This window comes from Paractinoplanes deccanensis, assembly GCF_016862115.1.
Lineage (GTDB): Bacteria > Actinomycetota > Actinomycetes > Mycobacteriales > Micromonosporaceae > Actinoplanes > Actinoplanes deccanensis.
Map to the genome: position 1 here is coordinate 37,491 of NZ_BOMI01000064.1, position 20,658 is coordinate 58,148.

Annotated in this window: 20 protein-coding genes and 2 tRNA genes; 5 read left to right on the plus strand and 17 right to left on the minus strand. The window is 72.6% G+C overall.

Going from position 1 to position 20,658, the window contains the following annotated elements; genetic code table 11:
- Positions 1 to 32 precede the first annotated feature (32 nt).
- From Ade02nite_RS16820 to Ade02nite_RS16870, 11 genes are all read right to left on the minus strand, one after another.
- Positions 33 to 105: transfer RNA gene (locus Ade02nite_RS16820), tRNA-Leu, on the minus strand.
- A 17-nt stretch (positions 106 to 122) separates the two neighbouring features.
- Positions 123 to 194, minus strand: a tRNA-Gly gene (locus tag Ade02nite_RS16825).
- Positions 195 to 373: 179 nt separating this feature from the next.
- Positions 374 to 1,837: an acyl-CoA synthetase gene (locus Ade02nite_RS16830; protein ID WP_203763501.1), complete on the minus strand. Its 1,464-nt coding sequence runs from the start codon at positions 1,835 to 1,837 to the stop codon at positions 374 to 376.
- A gap of 4 nt (positions 1,838 to 1,841) precedes the next feature.
- Entirely contained in the window at positions 1,842 to 2,297 is a 456-nt protein-coding gene (locus Ade02nite_RS16835; protein ID WP_203763504.1) for a MaoC family dehydratase, read from the minus strand.
- Between the two features lie 140 nt (positions 2,298 to 2,437).
- A complete protein-coding gene (locus tag Ade02nite_RS16840) occupies positions 2,438 to 3,328 on the minus strand; it encodes an SDR family oxidoreductase (protein WP_203763507.1) in 891 nt (296 codons plus the stop codon).
- A gap of 454 nt (positions 3,329 to 3,782) precedes the next feature.
- A complete protein-coding gene (locus tag Ade02nite_RS16845; RefSeq protein WP_203763509.1) occupies positions 3,783 to 5,183 on the minus strand; it encodes an alpha/beta hydrolase in 1,401 nt (466 codons plus the stop codon).
- Complete coding sequence (locus Ade02nite_RS16850) at positions 5,180 to 6,478, minus strand: branched-chain amino acid ABC transporter permease (RefSeq protein WP_239168819.1); 1,299 nt, start codon at positions 6,476 to 6,478, stop codon at positions 5,180 to 5,182. Before Ade02nite_RS16850 ends, Ade02nite_RS16845 begins: the two co-directional genes overlap by 4 nt.
- Positions 6,479 to 6,521: 43 nt before the next feature.
- Positions 6,522 to 7,382, minus strand: coding sequence for a branched-chain amino acid ABC transporter permease (locus Ade02nite_RS16855; RefSeq protein ID WP_203763512.1), 861 nt, complete (start codon positions 7,380 to 7,382; stop codon positions 6,522 to 6,524).
- The gene (locus Ade02nite_RS16860; protein ID WP_203763515.1) at positions 7,375 to 8,046 is read right to left on the minus strand and encodes an ABC transporter ATP-binding protein; all 672 of its coding nucleotides are present in this window, start codon (positions 8,044 to 8,046) and stop codon (positions 7,375 to 7,377) included. Before Ade02nite_RS16860 ends, Ade02nite_RS16855 begins: the two co-directional genes overlap by 8 nt.
- Positions 8,043 to 8,810, minus strand: a complete 768-nt coding sequence (locus Ade02nite_RS16865) for an ABC transporter ATP-binding protein (protein ID WP_203763517.1) — start codon at positions 8,808 to 8,810, stop codon at positions 8,043 to 8,045. Before Ade02nite_RS16865 ends, Ade02nite_RS16860 begins: the two co-directional genes overlap by 4 nt.
- The gene (locus Ade02nite_RS16870; RefSeq protein WP_203763520.1) at positions 8,810 to 9,973 is read right to left on the minus strand and encodes an ABC transporter substrate-binding protein; all 1,164 of its coding nucleotides are present in this window, start codon (positions 9,971 to 9,973) and stop codon (positions 8,810 to 8,812) included. The genes Ade02nite_RS16865 and Ade02nite_RS16870 overlap by 1 nt, the downstream gene beginning before the upstream one ends.
- Before the next feature lie 97 nt (positions 9,974 to 10,070).
- On the opposite strand from Ade02nite_RS16870, the gene Ade02nite_RS16875 reads away from it, so the two are divergent.
- Entirely contained in the window at positions 10,071 to 10,865 is a 795-nt protein-coding gene (locus Ade02nite_RS16875) for a PaaX family transcriptional regulator (RefSeq protein ID WP_203763523.1), read from the plus strand.
- Between the two features lie 103 nt (positions 10,866 to 10,968).
- Entirely contained in the window at positions 10,969 to 12,699 is a 1,731-nt protein-coding gene (locus tag Ade02nite_RS16880) for a hypothetical protein (protein WP_239168820.1), read from the plus strand.
- Here Ade02nite_RS16880 and Ade02nite_RS16885 read toward each other — a convergent pair.
- Genes Ade02nite_RS16885 through Ade02nite_RS16910 form a run of 6 tightly spaced genes read right to left on the minus strand, consistent with a single transcriptional unit; the run spans position 12,692 to position 19,471 of the window.
- Positions 12,692 to 14,668, minus strand: coding sequence for a SpoIIE family protein phosphatase (locus Ade02nite_RS16885; RefSeq protein WP_239168821.1), 1,977 nt, complete (start codon positions 14,666 to 14,668; stop codon positions 12,692 to 12,694). The genes Ade02nite_RS16880 and Ade02nite_RS16885 overlap by 8 nt on opposite strands.
- A gap of 55 nt (positions 14,669 to 14,723) precedes the next feature.
- Positions 14,724 to 15,887, minus strand: coding sequence for a sensor histidine kinase (locus Ade02nite_RS16890; protein ID WP_239168822.1), 1,164 nt, complete (start codon positions 15,885 to 15,887; stop codon positions 14,724 to 14,726).
- A complete protein-coding gene (locus Ade02nite_RS16895; RefSeq protein ID WP_203763526.1) occupies positions 15,884 to 16,567 on the minus strand; it encodes a response regulator transcription factor in 684 nt (227 codons plus the stop codon). The genes Ade02nite_RS16890 and Ade02nite_RS16895 overlap by 4 nt, the downstream gene beginning before the upstream one ends.
- 20 nt (positions 16,568 to 16,587) lie before the next feature.
- A complete protein-coding gene (locus Ade02nite_RS16900) occupies positions 16,588 to 17,538 on the minus strand; it encodes a VWA domain-containing protein (protein WP_203763529.1) in 951 nt (316 codons plus the stop codon).
- Entirely contained in the window at positions 17,535 to 18,464 is a 930-nt protein-coding gene (locus Ade02nite_RS16905; RefSeq protein WP_203763655.1) for a DUF58 domain-containing protein, read from the minus strand. The genes Ade02nite_RS16900 and Ade02nite_RS16905 overlap by 4 nt, the downstream gene beginning before the upstream one ends.
- Complete coding sequence (locus tag Ade02nite_RS16910) at positions 18,464 to 19,471, minus strand: AAA family ATPase (RefSeq protein WP_203763532.1); 1,008 nt, start codon at positions 19,469 to 19,471, stop codon at positions 18,464 to 18,466. Before Ade02nite_RS16910 ends, Ade02nite_RS16905 begins: the two co-directional genes overlap by 1 nt.
- 82 nt (positions 19,472 to 19,553) lie before the next feature.
- Here Ade02nite_RS16910 and Ade02nite_RS16915 point away from each other — a divergent pair, with 82 nt between their 5' ends.
- Genes Ade02nite_RS16915 through Ade02nite_RS16925 form a run of 3 tightly spaced genes read left to right on the plus strand, consistent with a single transcriptional unit; the run spans position 19,554 to position 20,653 of the window.
- Complete coding sequence (locus tag Ade02nite_RS16915; protein WP_203763535.1) at positions 19,554 to 19,859, plus strand: hypothetical protein; 306 nt, start codon at positions 19,554 to 19,556, stop codon at positions 19,857 to 19,859.
- Positions 19,856 to 20,305 carry a MerR family transcriptional regulator gene (locus Ade02nite_RS16920; protein ID WP_203763538.1) on the plus strand — a complete coding sequence of 150 codons (450 nt, stop codon included), beginning with the start codon at positions 19,856 to 19,858 and terminating at the stop codon, positions 20,303 to 20,305. The genes Ade02nite_RS16915 and Ade02nite_RS16920 overlap by 4 nt, the downstream gene beginning before the upstream one ends.
- Positions 20,306 to 20,314: 9 nt before the next feature.
- Positions 20,315 to 20,653, plus strand: a complete 339-nt coding sequence (locus tag Ade02nite_RS16925; protein ID WP_203763541.1) for a YnfA family protein — start codon at positions 20,315 to 20,317, stop codon at positions 20,651 to 20,653.
- Positions 20,654 to 20,658: the final 5 nt, after the last annotated feature.

Consider the following 20,658-nt stretch of genomic DNA (forward strand, 5'->3'; position numbering starts at 1 on the left):
TCCTGACTCGGCCAGCTCTCCCTGATGGTGCGTACCCGGAGCGCGATTCGAACGCGCACTGGCGCCGTCCTGAGCGGCGTGCCTCTGCCGTTGGGCTACCCGGGCTTGGTGCTTTTCCTGCGAGCGGCAGGCCGGGATCGAACCGGCGGCCTCCACCATGGCAAGGTGGCGCTCTTCCGCTGAGCTACAACCGCAAAAAAACCGCCGTCCCTGCGGTGGGCGGCGGCGTCGGCAATTGCCGGCCTTACGTGCTGCGCCACCGTTATCCGCTACCGGACAGACTGTGCAGCGACATCTTTTCTCTCCCTGATTTTCTCTCCCTGATTCGTGGTGATGTCGATGCTAGAAGCCGGCAGGAGCGGCGGCAACGGAATTACAGCGGCCTGCTCCGCAGATCGGCCTTGCGCACCTTGTTCGAGCCCGTCTTCGGCAGGTCGTCGACGATCGTGAAATGGGCCGGGATCTTGTATTTGGCGAGCCGCCCCGCGAGATGCTCGCGCAACTCCCCGGCGGTCGGCCGGTGCCCGGCCGCCGGGACGATGAAGGCACGCCCGGCCTCGCCCCATTTCTCGTCCGGCACCCCGATCACCGCCACTTCCGCCACCCCGGGATGGGTGAAGAGCGCTGCCTCCACCTCCGCCGGATACACGTTCTCGCCGCCCGAGATGTACATGTCCTTGAGCCGGTCGAGGATCCGGAAATGGCCGTCCTCGCCGACCGCCGCGATGTCGCCGGTGCGAAGCCAGCCGTCGGCGAAGGCGTCCGCGGTGGCCGCCGGATCCTCCCAATAACCGGGCGTCACATTGGGCCCGCGCACCAGCACCTCACCCGGTTCCCCGGGCGCCGCGTCGGTGAGGTCGGGCCGCACGCACCGTACGTCGGTGAAAAAGACCGGAACCCCCGCGGAGCCGACGTGGCTCAGGCTTTCCCGCGCTTCCAGGAACGTCGCGCCGGGCGCCGTCTCGGTCATCCCGTAGCCCTGGCAGAACGTCAGCCCCCGTTCCTGATAGGCCCGGATCAGCGCCGGCGGAACGGCGGCACCCCCGCTCATCACGCACCGCAGCGACGACAGATCCGTGGACGCCCACCGCGGTGACCGCGCGAGCGCCGCGAACATCGCCGCCACCCCGAACATCCACGTGACCCGGTGTCTCTCGATGAGATCGAGCGCCTGATCGACGTTCCACGACGGCATGATGACCGACCGGCCACCCTTGAGCACGGTCGGCAGCAGACATTGGTTCAGCGCCGCCACGTGAAACAGCGGCGCCCCGATCAACGTCACCTCGTCGCCCGCCACATCGACACCCACGAGCAGGTTGTACGTGTTCCACACGACGTTCCCGTGGGTCAGGATCGCCCCTTTGGGCCGCCCCGTCGTGCCCGACGTGTAGAGCAGGAACGCCGGATCGTCCAACCCGACCTCGACCTCGATCGGCGGCCCCGTTTCCGCGCTTGTCTCGGTCAGCGCGGTCACCGGGATCGTCGTCGGCGCCTTTGCCTCGGCGCATTCCGGGTCGCGGATGAGCACCCGCGCCCCGGAATGGCCGAGCTGATAGCGCACTTCCGGCGCTGTGAGCCGGAAATTGAGCGGCACGAACACCCCACCCAGCAGATGCGTGGCGAACAGGGTCTCGACGAGCGCCGGATGGTTCGGCCCCAGGTAGGCGACCCGGTCGCCCCGGCCGACCCCTTCCGCCCGCAGCCGGTGGGCCAGCCGGGTGACCCGGTCGCGCAATTCGGCGTACGTCCACGAATCGTCGCCGAAGACCAGAGCGACCCGATCCGGCGAGATGGCCGCACGGCGGGCCGGCCACGAGCCGAGTCCCCTGTTCATGACATCAGGGGTAGTAGCGATAGATGGGCCGGGCAACGCAGGCGGGCTTCTCACCGCCGTCGATCTCGACGGTGAAGTCCAGTTTCACCTGAGCTCCCCCACCACCGACCGGCGTCACCTCGGCAACGGTCGCCGCGAGCCGCACCTTGGACCCCACCTTGACCGGCGACGGGAACCGCACCTTGTCCAGCCCGTAATTGATACCCATCGACACCCCGCGCACTTCCAGCAACTCCGCGAAGAGCGGAATCACCAGCGCCAGCGTCAGATACCCATGCGCGATCGGCCCACCGAACGGCCCGGCCTCGGCCTTCTCGACGTCCACATGAATCCACTGATGGTCCCCGGTCGCCTCGGCGAACTGGTTGACCCTCTCCTGAGTGACCTCGAGCCATTGGCTGTGGCCAAGCTCCCTGCCACCCAGGGTCTTGAGCTCCTCGATCCCATCAACCGTGATCATCCCGCGTTCCCCTCATCCCTCAGCCACCAGTACTCGTGGATTCTGAGCCGATCCGCCACCCGGAAGTCCAGACCCACCCGCCTTGCTGCGACACCCGTCTCAAGCACCCGGCACCGCGCCGCCGTCACCGCCGGCGCCGCTCACGCCCCTTCCGGTGGTCTCGGCGCCGGAATCCCGTAGGTCTCCCACTCTCCGAAGTCGTGGGCGGCGATGGCGTCGGCGGTCCAGCCACCCTCGGCGAACGCGACAGTCTTCTCCTGGGGGTGCGCCCACAACGCCAGCCGGTCCCCGCCGATCCCGATCGCCTGCCCCGTGATGTCGCGCGACGCGTCCGAGGCCAGGAACACGACGAGACCCGCGACGTCCTCCACCGTGCCCATGCCTTCGTCCCGGCGCACCCAAGCCGGCAGCGGTGCATCACTTTCCAACAACGGCGCGAACGCGGGAATAGTTTTAGTCATCTCCGTAGCCGCCACCGGCACCACCGCGTTCACCGTGATCCCGGCCCGCGCGAGCTCCATCGCCCACGTCCGTGCCATCGCCGCGATCCCCGCCTTGGCCGCCGCGTAGTTCGTCTGCCCGAAGTTCCCCCGCTGCCCCGCCGGCGACGACACCAGGATCAGCCGCCCGCCCTCACCCTGCTCCCGCATCCGCACGGCCGCCGCCCGCGCACAGGTGAATGTCCCTCTCAAGTGCACATCGATGACCGCATCAAATTCTTCATCGCTCATCTTCCACAGCACCCGATCGCGCAAGATCCCCGCGTTGGTCACCATCACGTCGAGCCGCCCGAACTCCCGCACGGCCGTCCCCACAAGCTGCTCGGCCGTCTCCGCGGGCCCCACCGCAGCCACGACCCCAGCGGCCCGCCCACCAGCACCGTGGATCTCATCGACCGCAGCATCCACCGCCGCCTTGTCGACGTCGTTCACCACCACCGCGGCCCCCGCCTGGGCGAGCGCCTTGGCATACGCCAGCCCCAGCCCGCGCCCACTGCCGGTCACCACAGCGACCTTGCCGTTCAGCTCCATGTCCCCTCCACAGCCGCCACCGCTTCCCCTCACTCCTCCACAGCCCACGCCCCGTGTCCACGCCCGTCCACAGGGGCCGCCTTCGCACGCCCATCCACAACCACGACCGCCTCAGGCACTTTCTCCACAACCGCGATCGCTGCTCGCACCCGTCCACAGCCGCGACCATCCAACGCACCCTCCACAGCCGCAACCACTGTTCGCGCCCCTCCACAGCCACGACCACCTACCGGCCCCTCCACAGCCGCAACCGCTGCTCGCACCCCTCCACAGCCACGACCACCTACCACCCCTCTTTACGGCGACCGCGGCTCCACGGCCATCCAGAGTCGCCGCCCGTTCCCTCATTTCTGCCCACACCGGCGACAGCCCGTCAGACGCCACTTCGCGGCCGGCGCGCCACCACGGCATGAGGCGCGCCGGCCGAGAAGGAGGCGCACCGTGTCCCGCGGAATCATCGGCGGCCCACCGTGAACGGCCTCGGATACGGCGCCGGCCTGTAATGCACATAGGCCGGGGTGGCCGTGTCCAGCGACGCCGCGAGGGCGTTCAGCGCCTCCGGTGACGTGCCCGACCAGCGGCCGCTGCCGACGCGGTTTTCGAGCGTGCGCAATGCCGCCAGGATCTCGCCCACCGTGAAGGTGCAGTGGCCCGCCCTGTGCACGAACGCCTGCCGCAACAGAGCCGGCGAGCGGACCGCCTCGCGGTAGGCGCTCTGCACCTGCACCGGCACCAGCGCGTCCCCGGTCGTGTGGATGGTCATCAAGGGGTCGCTCAGCCGCCCGGTGAACGACAGGTTCCGCGCGATGTAGGCGACCGCCCGCGGATCCGCGCTGATCCGCGGCTCCTCGGCGAGCGTCTTCAGGTCGGCCTCGAGTGATGCGCCCGCCGCCTCGTACAGCGCCTTCACTTCCGCGCGCAGCGACGACCGGGCCAGCATCCGCGCGTAGTCCACGCCGGTGTTCCACGACATGTTGCCGCCCGCGCGGCTCTCCGCCTCCTGGCGCCAGGACAGCCCCACGTAGATCGTCGTGCCGAGCGCCCGCGCCTGATTCCGTTGCGCCGTCTCGTAATCTCCCGGCGCCGGCTCCGGAAGCGCCGGATCGTTCCAGGCCGGAATGTTGTGCAGCGCCGCCGCCAGAGCCGTCCGCGCCCGCCCGAGCGGCGTCGCCTGCGCTGCCTGCAGCGCCCCGGTCAACGCTGCGATCGACGCCGTCGCGGTCGTTTGATCCCCCAGCCGTACGAGGGGCACGTCCGCCCCCGGCAACAACAGCGTCCGCAGCGCGAAGAGCGGGTCCAGCGTGTTGTTCCAGTTCGCCACGCCGCCCTGCTGGAGCCCGCACATCGCCAGCCCGCCCACGAACCGGGCGGGGTACCGTTCCAGCAACCCCGTGGTGATCATCCCGCCCAGGGAGGTTCCCCACGCGAGCGTCCGGCGTGCCTTGCCGAACTGCCGCCCGAACACCTCCAGCGTGGCAACCTGGTCCGGCAGCGCTTGTTCGAGCACCCATCCCGTGTCGGCATACGACGACCCGATCAGCGCATACCCGCCGGCGAGCAGCGCTTCCCGAACCGCCGGGCTCGGCGCGTTCTGCGCCGGGTTGGGCGCCCCCTTCGGCGTGTAGCCGTGGCTGTAGAGCAGAACAGTCCCGTTCCACGGCGAAGGCACGTCGAAGATGTACGTGGCCCCCGACGGCAGCACGCCTTCCACATGCTCGACGGGCCCTTGACGGACGTGGCCGTCCACAGGGCCCGCGAACGACACCGCCCCGCCCGCTGCCTGGGCAGGTCCGGACAGCCCCGCCACCGCAAGGGCAAGCCCCACAACCACGGCACCAACACGGCGAAACTTCATGCGCGTTCCTCCAACGAATCAGGAGCAGACGAAGGCCGCTCCGTGGACGACCGCTCCTTGCCGACCCCAGGCCGCCCCGCGGATGACCCGCGGTCCGCCGACTCAGGCCCGGCCGCAGGGGACGACCCGTCCTTCGAGACAAGTCCGGCTGTGGAAGACGTCCCGGCCGCAGACGACTCACCCCCAGGGACAAACCCGGCTGTGGACGACACCCCAGCCACAGACGACTCACCCCCAGGGACAAACCCGGCTGTGGACGACGAACCGCCCGCCCGGAAGGGACCGTCCGTGGACGACGACCCAGCCGTGGACGAAGGTTGCGTTGTGGACGACGCCCCGGCTGTGGACGACCGCGGGAAGAAGCGCCGCACCGTAGGCACGATGCCCTGGGGCATGTAGCGGACGGCCGCTATCAGGAGCAGGGCGTAGACCGCATACGACAGGACGCTGGGGGCGTAACTGGGCATTCCGGGCTGGGTGCCCAGCGAGTTGAGCAGCTGGACCAGCAGGACGATGACGGCCGCGCCCACGAGCGGGCCCGCGATCGTGCCCAGGCCGCCGACCACGGCCATCACCACGAACTCGATGGAGAGCAGCACCGGGAACGAGCCCGGCGCCAGGTAGCCGAGGTAGAAGGCGTACACGCCCCCGGCCAAGCCGGCGAAGGCGGCGGACAGCGCGAACACCGCCAACCGGTAACCGCCGACCGGGACGCCGCTGGCTGCCGCGGCGGTTTCGCTGGTGGCGGCGGCGCGCAAGGCTCGGCCGGAGCGGGAGGCCACGACGTTGCGCGAGATGAGCAGCACTACGGCGAGCACCGCCCAGACGATGTAGGCGTAGCCGATGTCGTCGCGCAGCTCGGCGCCGAACAGGGACAACCGCGGGATGCCCTGCAAGCCGATGGCGCCGCCCGCCCACGTGCCCTGGCCCAGCAGGGACAACAGGATCAGCTGCACGGCCAACGTCGCGAAGGCCAGGTGGTGCCCGCGCAACCGCAGCAGCGGCGCGCCTAGCAGGACGGCGGCCACCGCGGCGGCCACGGGGGCGAGCAGGAGGCCGATCAGCGACGGGGCACCGTGCACGGCCAGCAGACCCGCGGCGTAGGCGCCGATGGCGTAGAAGGCCGCCTGCCCGAGGGAGACCTGGCCGGCGTAGCCCATCAGGAGAGACACACCGGCGGTGACCGTCGCGGCCAGGCCGAGCAGGATGTATACGGAGAGCTGGCGCTCCGGCAGCAGCGGGGGCAGGGCGAGCGTGATCGCGGCGACGGCGAACAGCAGCAGCGACTTCCTCATAGCGCCACTCCGCGAAGGAAGGCGCGAGGGCAGGCACGCGCACTCATCGGGCCGCCTCCCGGACCGGACCGGAGCGGGCCGCCTGCACGATCATCACGGTGAGCATGAGGAGGAGGGCCACCTCCAGTTGGTACGCGCCCCAGCCGTAACCCGCGATCAGCGTCTGCGCCACGCCCAGCAGCAGGCCGCCCACCAGGGCCACCCCGGGGCGGGTGAGGCCGCCCAGCACCGCCGCGGCGAAGCCGTTCACGATCAGGGTGACGTCGCTGTCGAAGGTGACCTGCTGCACCGGTGTGGTCAGGACACCGGCCAGGCCGCCGAGGGCGCCGCCCAGGGCGAAGGCCAGCAGGCCCATGCGGCGCACGTCGATGCCGACCACGCGGGCGGCGTACCGGTTCGAGGCGCACGCCGACAGGGCCTTGCCCAGGTCCGTTCGGCTGAAGAAGGCCGCCAGCGCTAGGAACACCGGCACCGTCACGCCGAGGATCAGCAGGTAATGGGCCTGGATGCGGGCACCGCCGACCGTTGCCACGCCGGGCAGGCCGGGGAAGGACCGGGGCTGGTCGCCCCAGAGGACGATCTCCACGGCGTACGCGAAGACGCCCAGGCCCAGGGTGATGATGAGGGACGTGCCGGGGTCGGTGCCGGGCTTGCCGATCGCGACGATGCCGACCAGGACGCCGACCACCGCCGCGACCGCCACCGCGGCCAGTTCCGACAGCACGTGCGGCAGGCCGGCCGTGAGCAGTGTCGAGGTGAGCATGGCGGCGAGGACCGCGAAGGCGCCCTGCGCGAAGTTGACCACTCCGGTGACCCGGTAGATCGCCACCAGGCCGCTGCCGACCAGGGCGAAGCCGGCGCCGATGCCGAGGCCGGTGAGCAGGTAGCCGAGGAAGTCACTCATAGTGGCCGCCCAGGTAGGCCGCGGTCAGCCGCTCGTCCCGGGCGAGCACCGGCGCGTCGCCGTCGAGGACGATTCTGCCCGCTTCCAGGACGTACGCCCGGGAGCACAGCGACAGGGCCAGCCGCGCGTTCTGCTCGATCAGCAGCACCGTCAGCCCCCGGTCGCGGTGCAGGTCGCGCAGGTGGCCGGCGAGCGCCTCGACGACGAGCGGCGCCAGCCCGAGGCTGAGCTCGTCGATGACCAGGACGTCGGGGCGGCCCATCAGCGCCCGCCCGATCGCCACCATCTGCTGCTGACCGCCCGACAGGGTTCCCGCGGCACGCCGGCGCAGCGGCACCAGGGCCGGCAGCAGCTCGTAGATGGCGGTGGTGTCCCGGCCGCGGCGCCCGTTGCGCCACCCGCCCAGCCGGAGGTTGTCGTCGACGCTGAGGTCGGCGAAGACCTCACGACCCTCCGGCACCTGCGCGAGCCGCCCGTTGACCGTCACCTGTCCCGAGGCCGGCGCGACGAGCCCGGACAGCACCTTCACCAGCGTCGACTTGCCCGCCCCGTTGGCACCGATCAGCGCGACCATCTCCGACCTGTCGAGATGGAGCGACACGTCGTCGAGGGCCGTGGCGCCCGAATACCGCACGGTGAGCGACGAGACGGAGACCAGCGTCATGACGCCGTCCCCAGATAGGCGCTGACGACGTGGGGATCAGCACGCACCGTGCCCGGCGTGCCGGAGGCGATGACCCGCCCGAGATCGAGCACGGTGACCTGGTCGGCCAGCCGCATCACGAAGGCCACGTCGTGCTCGATCAGCAGCATCGTCAGCCCGGAGCCGCGCAGCGACGACAGCAACGCGGCGAGCTGCGCCCGCTCCCCCGCCCGCAGCCCGGAGGCTGGCTCGTCGAGCAGGAGCAGCCGCGGTTCCCCGCACAGGGCCCGGGCCAGCTGCAGCGCCCGCTGCTGGCCCAGCGGCAGCGAGGCGGCCGGCCGGTCCGCCCAGCCTTCGAGGCCCGTGCGGCGCAGGCACTGCATGGCCCGGGACCGGATCAGCCGCTCCGTGCGGTAGTGCGCCGGCAGCCGCAGTGCCCCGGCGAGGAACCCGGCCCTCGTGGTCCCGTGCGCGCCGACCATCACGTTCTCCAGGGCGGTCAGCCCGTGGAAGATCCGCGCCGCCTGGAAGACCACGCCCACGCCGAGCCGGGCCCTGCGATGCGCCGCGAGCCGGTCGATGCGGGCGCCGTCGAGGGTCACGCTGCCGGCGTCCGGGGCGAGCTGGCCGCCGATCAGCGCGAACAGGGTGGACTTGCCCGCGCCGTTCGGCCCGATGACCGCCCGCAGTTCGCCCGGCGCCACGCTCAGGTGCACATCGCGTACGGCGAAAACGCCCCCGAAGGCCCGGGAGGCCCCGCTGACCTCGAGCGCGGCGCCGGTCATCAGCGCCCGCCCAGCTTCTGCGCCGAGTAGTCGGTCGGCACGAACGCGCCCTTCGTCACCGTGTTGATCGAGATGAAGTCGGTGGTCAGGCCGCTGTGGTCGGTCGCCGAGTACTTGTACGTGCCGTTCGGCGTGGTGAGCGTCAGGCCCTCCAGCGCGTCGCGCACCTTCTTCTTGTCGGTGCCACCGGCGGCCGTGATCGCGGCGGCGAGCAGCTTCACGCCGCTGTAGCCGTCCTGCGCGAACTGCGGCGGCGGGTAGCCGTACTTGGCCTCGAACGCCTTCGACAGCTCCTCGATCGCCGACTTCTGCTCACCGGCCGGGAGGGTGCTGCCGACCACGCCGATGGAGCTGGCGACGATCGCGCCCTCGGCCGCCGCGCCGGCCGGGTCGAGGAAGAGCTTGCTGGCCTGGGCACCGGTGAGCACCAGCGGGATCTTCAGGCCGCTCGCCGCGTACTGCTTGGTGAGGGCGACCGCCGGCGCGCCCGTCGCCCAGACCATCAGCGCCTGCGCGTCGGAGGAGCGCACGTGGGTGAAGACCGCCCCGAACTCGGTGGCCGTGGTCTGGAACTGCTCGACGGGGCCGAGCGTCACCCCGTACTGCCCGGCTTTGGCCTCGAGTCCCTTGAAGCCGGCGACGGCATAACTGCTCTTGGTGTCGTACGCGACGGCGACCTTCGACAGCTTCGACGCCTGGAAGTACTGGAGCGCCGCCTCCGCGTAGGTGCCCGAGGTGGCGGGGACGACGAAGACGTACGGATGAACGGGGTTGACCTGCTCGTCGGCCGGCGTGAGGGAGAGGTACGGGATCTCCTCGCGGTCGACCAGCGGCACGGTGGCGAGCGCCGAGTTGGAGAAGGGCGACCCGATGATGGCGTCGGCGGAGCCCTTGAGCTCGTTGAAGGCGAGGACGGCCTGGTCGGGCAGGCTCTTGTCGTCCTTCACGGACAGTTCGATCTTGCGACCGTCGATACCGCCCGCCGCGTTGATCTGGTCGACGGCGAGGGCGACGGACTTCTGGTTCTCGGTGCCGAGCGGCGAGTAGTTGCCGGTCAGCGAGACGATCTGACCGACTCTGATGACGTCGTCCGCATTGTCGGCGGACGAGGAGCAGGCGGCCAGGAGGAGGACGAAGACGAGGAGCGGAACGGATCTGCGCACGGGTACCTCCCGTTACAGGACCATTGTCAAGCTTCGATGACCCCCGAAGTTAGGCGGCTCTTCCACCGCCGTCAACAATCTGCCTAATATCGTGCCCATGCCGCTGACCGAGGCGAGGCCGCAGACCCTGCTGCTCATGCTCTTCGGCGACTTCGTGCTCGACCGTGACGTCCGGGTCTTCTCCGGCAGCGTGATCGACGTCTGCGCCCGCCTCGGCATCTCGTCGCACGCCGCCCGCTCCACCCTCGCCCGCATGGTCGGCCGCGACCTGCTGCGCCGGCAGCGCGACGGCCGCCGCATGTACTTCGGGCTCACCGAGCGCTCGACCGCCCTGCTGCGCGACGGCCGCACCCGCATCTGGGGCACCGGCGCGGTCAACGACCACTGGGACGGCACCTGGACGCTGCTGAGCTTCTCGCTGCCCGAGTCGTGGCAGCGCCAGCGGCACGACCTGCGGTCCCAGCTCGCCTGGTCCGGCTTCGGCCCGATACAGGGCGGCCTGTGGATCGCGCCCGGCCAGGTCGGCGCCGAGCAGATCGTCAGCGACCTCGGCCTCGAGGCGCACGCCCGGGTCTTCCACGCGCGGGCCGGCGCGCTCACCGACATCGGCGCGATGGTCTCCGACGCGTACGACCTCGCCGGCCTCGCCGCCCGCTACGACGACTTCCTCGCCCGGTGGGACGGCCCACCCCCGCTCGCCGACCCGCTCGCGGCCCGGCTGGCCCTGATGGCCGAGTGGCTGCACGCGATCCGCCGCGACCCGCGTCTGCCCGTCGAGCACCTGCCCCCGGACTGGCCCGCCGTCCGGGCGCAGAAGGTGTTCCGCGAGCTCGAGGCCGCGTGCGCCGAGCCGGCCCGCCGCGTCGCCGGCGAGATCCTGGAAACCGGATAGACGCGACCTCGAAGGTTGCTGGTAACTCCATCGGTGACTTGTCGGAGATTTCCCGCACCCGGGGCTGCCGAGGGTGGCCCCGTGGTGGCACAATCCGCGCACGATGACGAGCCAGACTCATGTTGTGGCCGCCGCGCCTGCGGAGCCGCCTCCCACCCCCGCCTCCTCCGACGACCGCCTGCGCCTCGGCCGGCCCGGCCTCGCGGCCGCCACGGTCGCCGGGCTCGCCGCCGTGGCCTCGAGCCTCTGGTCCGGCATGAACGCCGACGTCACCTACGCGCTGGGTGGCATCGAGACGGCCGGCCGCGGCGGCGTGTCCGTCTTCGACGTGTTCGTCGCCCGGCCCCTCGCCTACCGCCTGCTGATGTGGCTGGTGGAGCTGCCGGTCGGCGACGACGCCCCGATCCGCGTCGCCCACCTGCTGACGCGCCTCAGCGCGAGCCTCCTCGTCGTCGCGGTCACCGTCGTGCTCTTCCTCGGCCTCCGCCGCTTCCTCGACTCGCGGGCCGCCGGCTTCATCGCGGCGGCCACGGGCCTCTCCCTGGTCATCGCCCCGCCGTGGCACTTCCTGGAGCCCGACTGGGTGGCCGTGCTCGCCGTGGCCCTGGCCGTCGGTGCCGCCTGCGCTCCCCGCCGGGTCTGGCTCGGCGCGGTGCTCGGCGGCTTCTGCGTCTTGCTGACCGTCGCGGTCAAGCTCGCCACCGCCCCGCTGGCCCTGCTGGCCCTGATCATGGTGGCCGTCCTCAATTGGCGGCGGGCGGCGTGGGCCACCGCGGCCGCCGCCGCGCTCACCGTGGTCTGGTACGTGGCGACCAAGGCCCTGCTGCCCTGGGAGAACATCTGGCTCGGCGACCAGGCGGCCCTGGTCGTCGACTCGCCGATCCACCACGGCGTCCGGTGGGAGGACATCTACCGCCTGCTGCGCGGCATCGGCGACGTGGCCCTGCTCAGCCCGCTCGTGGCCGTGGCGCCCGCCGCCGCCGCGGTGCTCGTGCGGCGCCTGCGGCCCGGCCGCCCCCGCTGGATCGGCACCGGGGTGGCGGTCGCCGCCGCCGGCCTGTCCGTGGCGCCGGCCTACGGCCAGGGCGAGTTCTTCATGTACCACTTCGCGCCCGTGCCGGTGCTCGCCGCCGCCGTCTGCGCCGCCGCGTTCGCCCTCTGCCCCGGCGCCCGCACGCCGCTGCTGGCCGTCACGACGGTGTTCGTGGTGGCGAGCTTCGTGCTGTTGCGGCAGTCCCCGCAGTGGCGCCTCGACCACGTGATCGCCGTCACGATGACGTACGCGGTGGTGGCCCTGATCGCCGCCGTCGCCGCGTGGCACCTCGACGGCCGGCGGCTCCGGGCCGTGCCGGCCGCCGCCATGGCCGTCGTGCTCATCGCCGGCATGGTGCTGGCGACCCTGCCCCGCGCGCCGTACGCGTTCAGCGGCTACAACCAGGAGGTCCTCAACGACAAGCCCTCCGCGCCGGGCTACGCCGAGCTGCGCGAGCGGATCGGGCCGGACACCCCGGTGATGTACTTCAGCTTCGCGTCGGTCAACTACGACCTGGGCAACCCGACGGCGTGCCGCTACCCGTCGCCGCAGTGGCTCCAGCGGGCGGCCAAGCCCGGCAACCCGTCGGCGGGGTTCCGCAGCTACGCCGACAACCTGAAGTGCCTCACCGAGGACACCAAGTCGCGATACCTGATCTGGCAGTGGCAGTGGTTCTCGATCGCGACCTCGAGCGAGGAGGTGAAGGCCCTCGTCGCAAAGCGGTTCGACTGCTCGCTGAAGGCTCGCATCCCCGGGCCGAGGGAACTGGTGGTCTGTCCCACCCACCGGTGGATCAAGTAGTGACGCCGGGCCGGCCGTGCGGGTCCGCGGTCGTGTGCGGCATCGCCGACAGCGCCAGCACGTGCTGGGCCGGGCTGCCCGCCGGGGCGTAGAGCACCAGCCCGCCGTCCTGGTCGGCGTCGCGGCGCAGCGCGTGCTGGAACACCACCACCCCGGCGCTGGCCAGCAGGGTGACGCCGGTCAGGTCCACCACCAGCGGCCGGGTGCCGTTGCGGGTGAGCCGTTGCAGCTCCTTGGCGAGGAAGTCGGCCGTGGCCAGCGTGACGGGACCGTCCAGCCGGACGCGGGGCCCGGGCGCCGAGGGCTGGTCGAGCACGAGCAGCATCTCCGGCTCGGCTGCGACCGGCGGCCCGACCCGCTCGGCCAGCAGCAATCGCGCGGGCGTCGTGACCCGCTGGCGCACCTCGGCGGTGGTGCCCGCGTGGCTCCGGCGCAGCCGCAGCTGGTGGACCATCTGCTCGACGAGGATCAGCCCGAGCCCGCCGGAGGGCGCGGGCGGGTGCTCGTGCCACGCGCCGTCGTCGGCCACCTCCACCAGCACCTCGCCCGTCGCGTCGAGGTCGGCGCTCACCCGTACGCGTCCCGCCGCCCCGCCGCGATAGGCGTGCTGCACGCTGTTGGTGACCAGCTCGCTCACCGCGTGCCGCAGGGCGGTCACGTCCTTGTCGGCGGCGCCGAGCTCCCGCAGCCACTCGCCGACCGCCATGTTCGCCGGGCCGATCATGCTCAGGGTGGCCGGGAAGGACCGGCGCAGCGGCTCGGGCGGCGCGACCCGCTGCACCGCCAGCATCGTCACGTCGTCGGCGTGCCCGGTGGCGCGCAACAGCAGCTCGAGCGTCTGCATGCAGACGCGCTGGACGGTGGTGAGCCCGCTGCCGCGCAGCGCCCGGTCGCTGGCGGTGTCCTCGGCGACGGTCGCGAGCTCGACCAGGCTCTCGGTGTATTCACGGCCGGGCCGCTCGATCAGCCCGTCGCTGACCAGCATGAGCAGGTCGCCGATGCCGAGCCGGTCGGTGCCGAGCGGGAAGCGGCCGTCGCCGCCCAGCGGCCCGGCGCCGGTGGCCGGCAGGTAGCGGCTCGAGCCGCCGGCGCCGACCAGCAGCGGCGGCGGATGCCCCGCGGTGCAATAGACGAGCGACCCGTCCGCCGGGTCGAGCACCGCCACGCAGATCGTCGCGCCGCGCGCCGCGGGCAGCCGCCCGGCCAGCCTGTCCGCCGCGGCGAGCGCCGCCGTGAGGTCCCCGCCGTCGAGCAGCCTGTCCTGCACGACGGCGCGGAGCTGCCCCATCGTCGCGGAGGCCGCGACGCCGTGACCCGCGACGTCGCCGAGCACCAGCGCCACCCGGCCGTCGCCGAGCGCCAGCGCGTCGAACCAGTCGCCGCCGGCGGCGGTGTCCGCGTCGGCGGGCAGATAGCCGGCGGCGGCGCGCACCCGGGGCAGCACGGGCATGCCGCCCGGCAGCAACTCGAGCTGCATCGCCACGACCACGTCGCGGGCGCGGGCGTAGCGCCGCTCGGCGAGCTCGGCGCGCTGCCGCTCGGCCTCGCGCTCGCGGACCCGGGCGGTCACCTCCACCGTGTACAGCGACAGGCCGATCACCGCGCCCGACTCGTCGCGGCGGGGCGTGACCACGAAGTCGTAGTAGTTCTCCAGCCGCGTGCCGTCGTCGTGCTCCACCTGCAGCCGCCACTCCCGGGCCGTCTGCTCGGTGCCGGTGCGGTAGGCGCGGTCGTACAGCTCGACAACCTGCTGGGTGATCGCCGCGGGGAAGACCTCGGCGACCGTGCCGCCCACCGGGTTCGCCCGGCCGCCGAGCCGGCGCGCGACGGCGTTGGCCGCGACGATGCGGTGCTCGGGCCCCTCCAGCGCGATCAGCGAGATGGGCATCTCCTCGAAGACGCGGTGGACCGTGCCGGCGTCACCGGCATTGTCCAGCTCCTCCCGGCCACCCGACAGATCCGCCGCCACGTGCCCTCCCCCGGACGCCCGCCCCCAGGCAGAACCATAGCGCCGCGGGACACGATCACGGCCAAGGGCTTTCCGGGGGCGGCGGGTCCTCGCCGGTACGATCGGCGGCGGGCAGCCACAGCACGAAGGTGCTCCCGCGCCCCGGCTGGGAGAAGGCCGCGACCCGGCCCCCGTGCGACTCGACGATCTGGCGGACGATGGCGAGGCCCAGTCCCGTACGCCGCTCCGGGCCCTTCTGCGGCCCCTTCCAGAACCGGTCGAAGACCCGGGGCAGGTCGTCCGCGGTGATCCCCGGCCCCTCGTCGGCGACTGCGAGCCACAACCACGAGGCGGTACGCCCGGACGCCACCGTGATCGTGGAGCCGGCCGGCGCGAGCCGCACCGCGTTCGACAACAGGTTGCCCGCCGCGCGCCGCAGCGCGTCCGCGTCGCCGATCAGGTGCAGCCCCGGCTCGGCGCTGACGGCGAGCCGCAGCCCACGCTCCCGGGCCAGCGACTCCTCCGCCGCCTCGCGGGCCACCGTGCCCAGGTCCACGTCGGTGTCGGTCATCGTGTCGGCCTCGCGCCGCGCGGTCGCCAGCAGGTCCTCCACCAGCCGGGACATGCGCGTGGTCGCCCGGTCGACGACCGCCACGGCCCGGCCGCGCTCCTCCGGTGTCGTGTCCGGGGCGGTCAGCGACGCGTCCAGGGTGGTCCGGATGATCGCCAGCGGGCTGCGCAGCTCGTGCGACGCGTCGTCGATGAGCTGCCGCTGCGCCTGGAACGCGTGGTCGAGCCGGTCCAGCATGGAGTCGAGGGTGTCGGCCAGGTCGCGCAGCTCGTCGCGCGGCCCGCGCAGCCGGATCCGCCGGGACAGGTCGGTCGCCTGGATCTCGCGCGCGGTCCGGGTGATCGCCCCGACCGGCCGCAGCGCCCGCCCGGACAGCACCCAGCCGACCGCGAGGCTCGCCACGAAGAGCCCGCCCAGCGCCAGCAGCGAATAGTTCCGCAGGTTCTGCAGGGTGTTGTAGTTGATCGCCGCCTCGATCTGGCTGACCTCGGCGAACGTGACCTGGCCGCGGTACTGGCGGTTCTCGTAGAGCTTCGCCGTGCGCTCGGTGATCGGCTGCGGCCGCGTCGTCCGCGCGACCGCGAAGTAGATCACCGCGAGGGTGACGCCGGCCAGCGCGAACAGCACCGTCGAGTAGATCACCGTGAGCCGGAAGCGGATCGATCTCACGGCGCGTCCTCCCGCAGCCGGTAGCCGCGCCCGACCACCGTCTCGATCCAGCCCTCGCCGAGCTTGCGGCGCAGGGTGCCGACGGTGACCCGCACCGTCTGGGTGAAAGGGTCGGCGTTCGCGTCCCACACGTGCTCGAGCAGCTCCTCGCTCGGCACCACATGGCCGGGGCGCGTCATCAGGTATTCCAGCACGCCGAACTCCTTGGGCGTGAGCGCGAGCGGCTCGCCGTCGCGGGTCACCCGGTGGCGCGCCGTGTCGAGCTCCAGGCCGCCCACGGTGAGGCGGGCCGAGCCGCCGCCGGTGTCGCGGCGCAGCAGCGCCCGGACCCGCGCGAGCAGCTCGGCCAGGTGGAACGGCTTCACCAGGTAGTCGTCGGCGCCCTCGTCGAGCCCGCGCACGCGGTCGTCGAGGCCGCCCCTGGCGGTCAGCATCAGGACCCGCAGATCGCCCTCGCCGGGGGTCGGGGTCTCGCCCGTGCGCAGCGAGCGGCACAACGCGAAGCCGTCGCCGTCGGGCAGGTTGACGTCCAGCAACATCAGGTCGTACTCGTTGACGGTCAGCCGGTCGTACGCCTGGGCCACATCGCCCGCGACGTCCACCGCGTACCCGGTGCGGGCCAGTCCCACCCGCAGGCCTTCCGCCAAGTCTTCCTCGTCCTCAACAACCAGAAGGCGCATCACTCGACTGTGCGTCGCGTTCATGGGAGTTTGCTGAACCACAGCAGGGAGGCGAGCGCGGCGCCGAGCGCGAGGACCAGGCCCACCCCGATGAACCAGGCCGACACGTCCCGTCGCTCCGTCTCGGTCCCCACCGAGCTGCCGATGTCGGCGTACGCGTCGCGCAACTCGTCGGCGCTGCCGGCCGCGAAGTAGCGCCCGCCCGTCGCGTCCGCGATGGACCGCAGCGTCTCGCCGTCGACGGGCACCTGCTGTCCGCCCGCGATGGTGCCCGACGGCGTGCCGAAGGAGATGGTGTCGACCGGGACGCCCAGCTCGTTGGCCGCGGCGGCCGCCGCCGAGGGCTCCTGGCCGGCGGTGTTCGCGCCGTCCGAGAGCACGACCACCCGCGCCGGCGGCGTGTCCTCACCGGCCTGCGCGTCGAGCGTGCGGATCTGGTCGAGCGCGGCCGCGATGGCGTCGCCGATCGCCGTGCCGGCGCGCCCGGCCGAGCCGTCGGAGAGCCGGTCGATGCCGCGGGCCAGCTGGTCGCGATCGGTCACCGGCGGCACGAAGACCGACGCGGTGCCGGCGAAGCCGACCAGGCCGACGTTGAACGGCTCCGGCAGGTTGCCGGCGAACTCGTGCGCGGCGGCCTTCGCGGCGGTGAGCCGGTCGGGGGCCACGTCATCGGCGAGCATCGAGCGGGACACGTCGACCGCGACGAGCACGGTCGCCCGCTCCCGGGGCACCTGCACGTCGGCCTGCGGCTGGGCAAAACCGGCCACGAGCAGCGCGAGCATGGCGAGGAAGAGGCTCGCCGGCACGTGCCGCCGCCATCCGGGGCGCTTCGGGGCGACCCGGTCGAGCAGGCGGAGGTTGGTGAAGCGCACGGCGTAGCGGCTGCGGCGGCGCTGCGCCCAGACGTACGCCGCGGCGAGCGCGGCGACGCCCAGCAGCAGCCAGAGCCGCTCGGGGGAGAGCCAGGTCATGCTGTCCGTCCTCGTTTGATGGCGGCACGGCTCAGGCGCCTGCGGGCGTGCACGTGCCGGACGATGTCGGCGATCCAGTCGCGATCGGTCCGCAACCTCAGGTGGGCCGCGCCGCTTCTGCGCACGGCGGCCGCGATGCTCGCCTGCTGCCGGGCGGCCGCCGCGGCGTACCGCTCCCGCAGCCGGCGGCTCGCCGTCGGCACCTCGCGGCGCAGGCCGGTCTCCGGGTCGACGAGGGTGAGGATGCCGACGTCCGGAAGCTCCTGCTCGCGCGGGTCGCCGACCTGCACGGCGAGCACCTGGTGGCGGGCGGCGAGGCGGCGCAGCGGCCGCTCCCACTCGGGCGGGCGGTCGCCGAGCCCGTCCTCGTGCAGCCCGTCCAGGAAGTCCGAGACCACCACGACCAGCCCGGTGCGCGCGAGCCGGACGGCCGCGAGCCCGTCGGCCAGGGACGCTGTGCCGTCCACCCGGGGCGTCTCGGCGAGCGCCCGCAGCAGCCCCATCAGCGGAGCGCGGCCGGTGCGGGCCGGGAACCGCCGGGTCCCCTCCGGCGTGATCATCTGCGCGCCGAGCCGGTTGCCGTTGCCGAGCGTGAGGAAGCCGACGGCCGCGACCGCCGCCACGGCCAGCTCCCGCTTCTCCAGGTCGGCGGTGCCGAAGTCCATGCTGGCGCTCGCGTCGACCAGCACCCAGGTGGCCAGCTCCCGGTCCGCGTCGACCGTGCGCACGTGCGGCACTGTCGTGCGCGCGGTGACCGCCCAGTCCATGCGGCGCACCTCGTCCTCCGCCGGGCGGTATTCGCGGCTGCCGGCCGGCTCACTGCCGAGGCCCGGCAGCAGGCCGAGGTACGAGCCGTGCAGCAGCCCGTCCAGGCGCCGGGTGACGACCAGCTCCAGCCGGCGCAGCCGCCGCTCGTCCGGCCGCATCACGCCGCCTCCCGCAGCTGTTGCTCCTGCTGGGACGGCGCGATGAGCGGCAGCGGCACCGCGGCGACGATCCTGGCGATCAGCTCCTCGGGTTCGACGCCGTCGGCGACCGCGTCGAAGCTCAGCACGAGCCGGTGCGCGAGCACGTCCGGCGCGATCTCCTGAAGGTCGGCCGGCAGCACGTAGTCGCGGCCGCGCAGCAGCGCCAAGGCCCGGCCGGCGGCGACCAGGCCGAGCGTGGCGCGCGGGCTCGCCCCGTACGCCAGCTGCTCCGCCACGTCGGGGAGCCCGAACCGCGCCGGGTCGCGGGTGGCGATGACCAGCCTCACCACGTACTCGGAAAGGGCATGATGGACGAACACCGCACGCGCCTTGCCCTGCAGCGCGCGCAGGGTGGTGGTGTCGAGGACCGGCTCGGCCGCCGGGCGCTCGCCGCTCATCCGGTAGAGGATGCCCAGCTCCTCCTGCTCGGTCGGATAGCCCACCACGACCCGCATGAGGAACCGGTCGCGCTGCGCCTCCGGCAGCTGATAGACGCCCTCGCTCTCGATCGGGTTCTGCGTCGCCAGCACGAGAAACGGCTGGGGTACGGGGTGCGTGCGCCCGCCGATGGACACGTGCCCCTCGGCCATCACCTCGAGCAGCGCCGACTGCACCTTCGCCGGCGCCCGGTTGATCTCGTCGGCCAGCACGATGTTCGCCATGACCGGCCCCAGCTCCACGTCGAACGCCTCCCGCGACGCCCGGTAGATGCGCGTGCCGAGAATGTCCGACGGCACCAGGTCCGGCGTGAACTGGATGCGCCGGAACTCCCCGCCCACCGCCACCGCCAGGGTCTCCGCCGCCAGCGTCTTGGCCACCCCCGGCACGCCCTCGAGCAGGCAGTGCCCGCCCGCGAGCAGCGCCGTCAGCAGCCGCTCGACCAGCCGGTCCTGCCCGACGATGACCTTCTTGACCTCGAATAGCGTCTGCTCCAGCAGACGCGCGTCCGCCACGTCTTCCGTCATGCTCCCGATGACACCAACCGGGACCGAAAGACAAGCGAAGACAGTTGCATCCGGTACGCGGGTACGGGCTTACCGTCGACGCATGGACCCGTGCACCCTGCCGACCGCCGAGCGCCCCCTGCGGCTCGCCGAGTTCGACCAGCTCTTCGCCACCGCACTGCGCGCCCAGCAGCGTGTGTCACCGACCCTGCTGCGCTGGGACCTCGACCCCGCGGCCCTCGCGACGGCCCGCGACCTGACCGCCCGCGAGAGCCAGTGCTGCTCGTTCTTCACCTTCACCTTCCACCCGTCCGCGAGCGCGCTGCGCCTCGACGTCGCCGTCCCATCCGCCCGCGCCGAGATCCTGGACGCCCTCGCCGCCCGCGCCGCCGCCGGGATCCGGCCGTGACCGGCCTGCGCAGCAGCCAGCTGGCCGAGGCGGCCGGGGTCAACCTCCAGACGCTGCGCTACTACGAGCGCCGCGGGCTGCTCGCCGAGCCGGAGCGCAGCCTGGGCGGTCACCGCCTCTACCCCGCCTCGGCGGTCACCGTCCTCAAGGTGATCAAGGCGGCGCAGCGGCTCGGCTTCACCCTGGCCGAGGTCGCCGACCTGCTCAGCGCCGGCAGCCATCCCGACGACACCGGCCTCCGACAGCACGCCGGCACCGAACTCGCCGACGACGCCGGCCTTCGGGGGCGCGCCCGCGCCAAGCTCACGGAGGTCGAGGCGAAGATCGCCGACCTTGAGGTCATCGCCGGCACGCTGCGCGCGGCCGTCGACGCCGGCTGCGACGACCTGGTCACCTGCGCGGGCGAGCCCCGCTGCCCGATCCCCTTCGCCACCATGATCAGGTAACTTGCCCGCATGACGGTGATGCGGTCCCTGATCCTCTTCGTGCTGGCCGCGCTCGCCGAGATCGGCGGCGCCTGGCTGATCTGGCAGGGCTGGCGCGAGCACCGGGGCCTGTGGTGGATCGCCGCCGGCATCCTCGCCCTCGGCGCCTACGGCTTCGTCGCCACCTTCCAGCCCGACCCCCACTTCGGCCGCATCCTGGCCGCCTACGGCGGCGTCTTCGTCGCCGGCTCGCTGGCCTGGGCCATGCTCGTCGACAAGTTCCGCCCGGACCGCTGGGACATCGCCGGCGCCGCCATCTGCCTGATCGGCGTCGCCGTCATCATGTACGCGCCCCGCCCCGGCCACTGACCGCC

Excerpts from the sequence above, each read along its gene's own strand:
- Ade02nite_RS16895 (WP_203763526.1), bottom strand. The coding sequence starts at position 16,567 with ATGCGCCTTCTGGTTGTTGAGGACGAGGAAGACTTGGCGGAAGGCCTG.
- Ade02nite_RS16875 (WP_203763523.1), top strand. The coding sequence starts at position 10,071 with ATGCCGCTGACCGAGGCGAGGCCGCAGACCCTGCTGCTCATGCTCTTC.
- Ade02nite_RS16865 (WP_203763517.1), bottom strand. The coding sequence starts at position 8,810 with ATGACCGGCGCCGCGCTCGAGGTCAGCGGGGCCTCCCGGGCCTTCGGG.
- Ade02nite_RS16855 (WP_203763512.1), bottom strand. The coding sequence starts at position 7,382 with ATGAGTGACTTCCTCGGCTACCTGCTCACCGGCCTCGGCATCGGCGCC.
- Ade02nite_RS16835 (WP_203763504.1), bottom strand. The coding sequence starts at position 2,297 with ATGATCACGGTTGATGGGATCGAGGAGCTCAAGACCCTGGGTGGCAGG.
- Ade02nite_RS16840 (WP_203763507.1), bottom strand. The coding sequence starts at position 3,328 with ATGGAGCTGAACGGCAAGGTCGCTGTGGTGACCGGCAGTGGGCGCGGG.
- Ade02nite_RS16900 (WP_203763529.1), bottom strand. The coding sequence starts at position 17,538 with ATGACCTGGCTCTCCCCCGAGCGGCTCTGGCTGCTGCTGGGCGTCGCC.
- Ade02nite_RS16925 (WP_203763541.1), top strand. The coding sequence starts at position 20,315 with ATGACGGTGATGCGGTCCCTGATCCTCTTCGTGCTGGCCGCGCTCGCC.
- Ade02nite_RS16915 (WP_203763535.1), top strand. The coding sequence starts at position 19,554 with ATGGACCCGTGCACCCTGCCGACCGCCGAGCGCCCCCTGCGGCTCGCC.
- Ade02nite_RS16860 (WP_203763515.1), bottom strand. The coding sequence starts at position 8,046 with ATGACGCTGGTCTCCGTCTCGTCGCTCACCGTGCGGTATTCGGGCGCC.
- Ade02nite_RS16910 (WP_203763532.1), bottom strand. The coding sequence starts at position 19,471 with ATGACGGAAGACGTGGCGGACGCGCGTCTGCTGGAGCAGACGCTATTC.
- Ade02nite_RS16830 (WP_203763501.1), bottom strand. The coding sequence starts at position 1,837 with ATGAACAGGGGACTCGGCTCGTGGCCGGCCCGCCGTGCGGCCATCTCG.
- Ade02nite_RS16845 (WP_203763509.1), bottom strand. The coding sequence starts at position 5,183 with ATGAAGTTTCGCCGTGTTGGTGCCGTGGTTGTGGGGCTTGCCCTTGCG.
- Ade02nite_RS16880 (WP_239168820.1), top strand. The coding sequence starts at position 10,969 with ATGACGAGCCAGACTCATGTTGTGGCCGCCGCGCCTGCGGAGCCGCCT.
- Ade02nite_RS16850 (WP_239168819.1), bottom strand. The coding sequence starts at position 6,478 with ATGAGGAAGTCGCTGCTGCTGTTCGCCGTCGCCGCGATCACGCTCGCC.
- Ade02nite_RS16905 (WP_203763655.1), bottom strand. The coding sequence starts at position 18,464 with ATGCGGCCGGACGAGCGGCGGCTGCGCCGGCTGGAGCTGGTCGTCACC.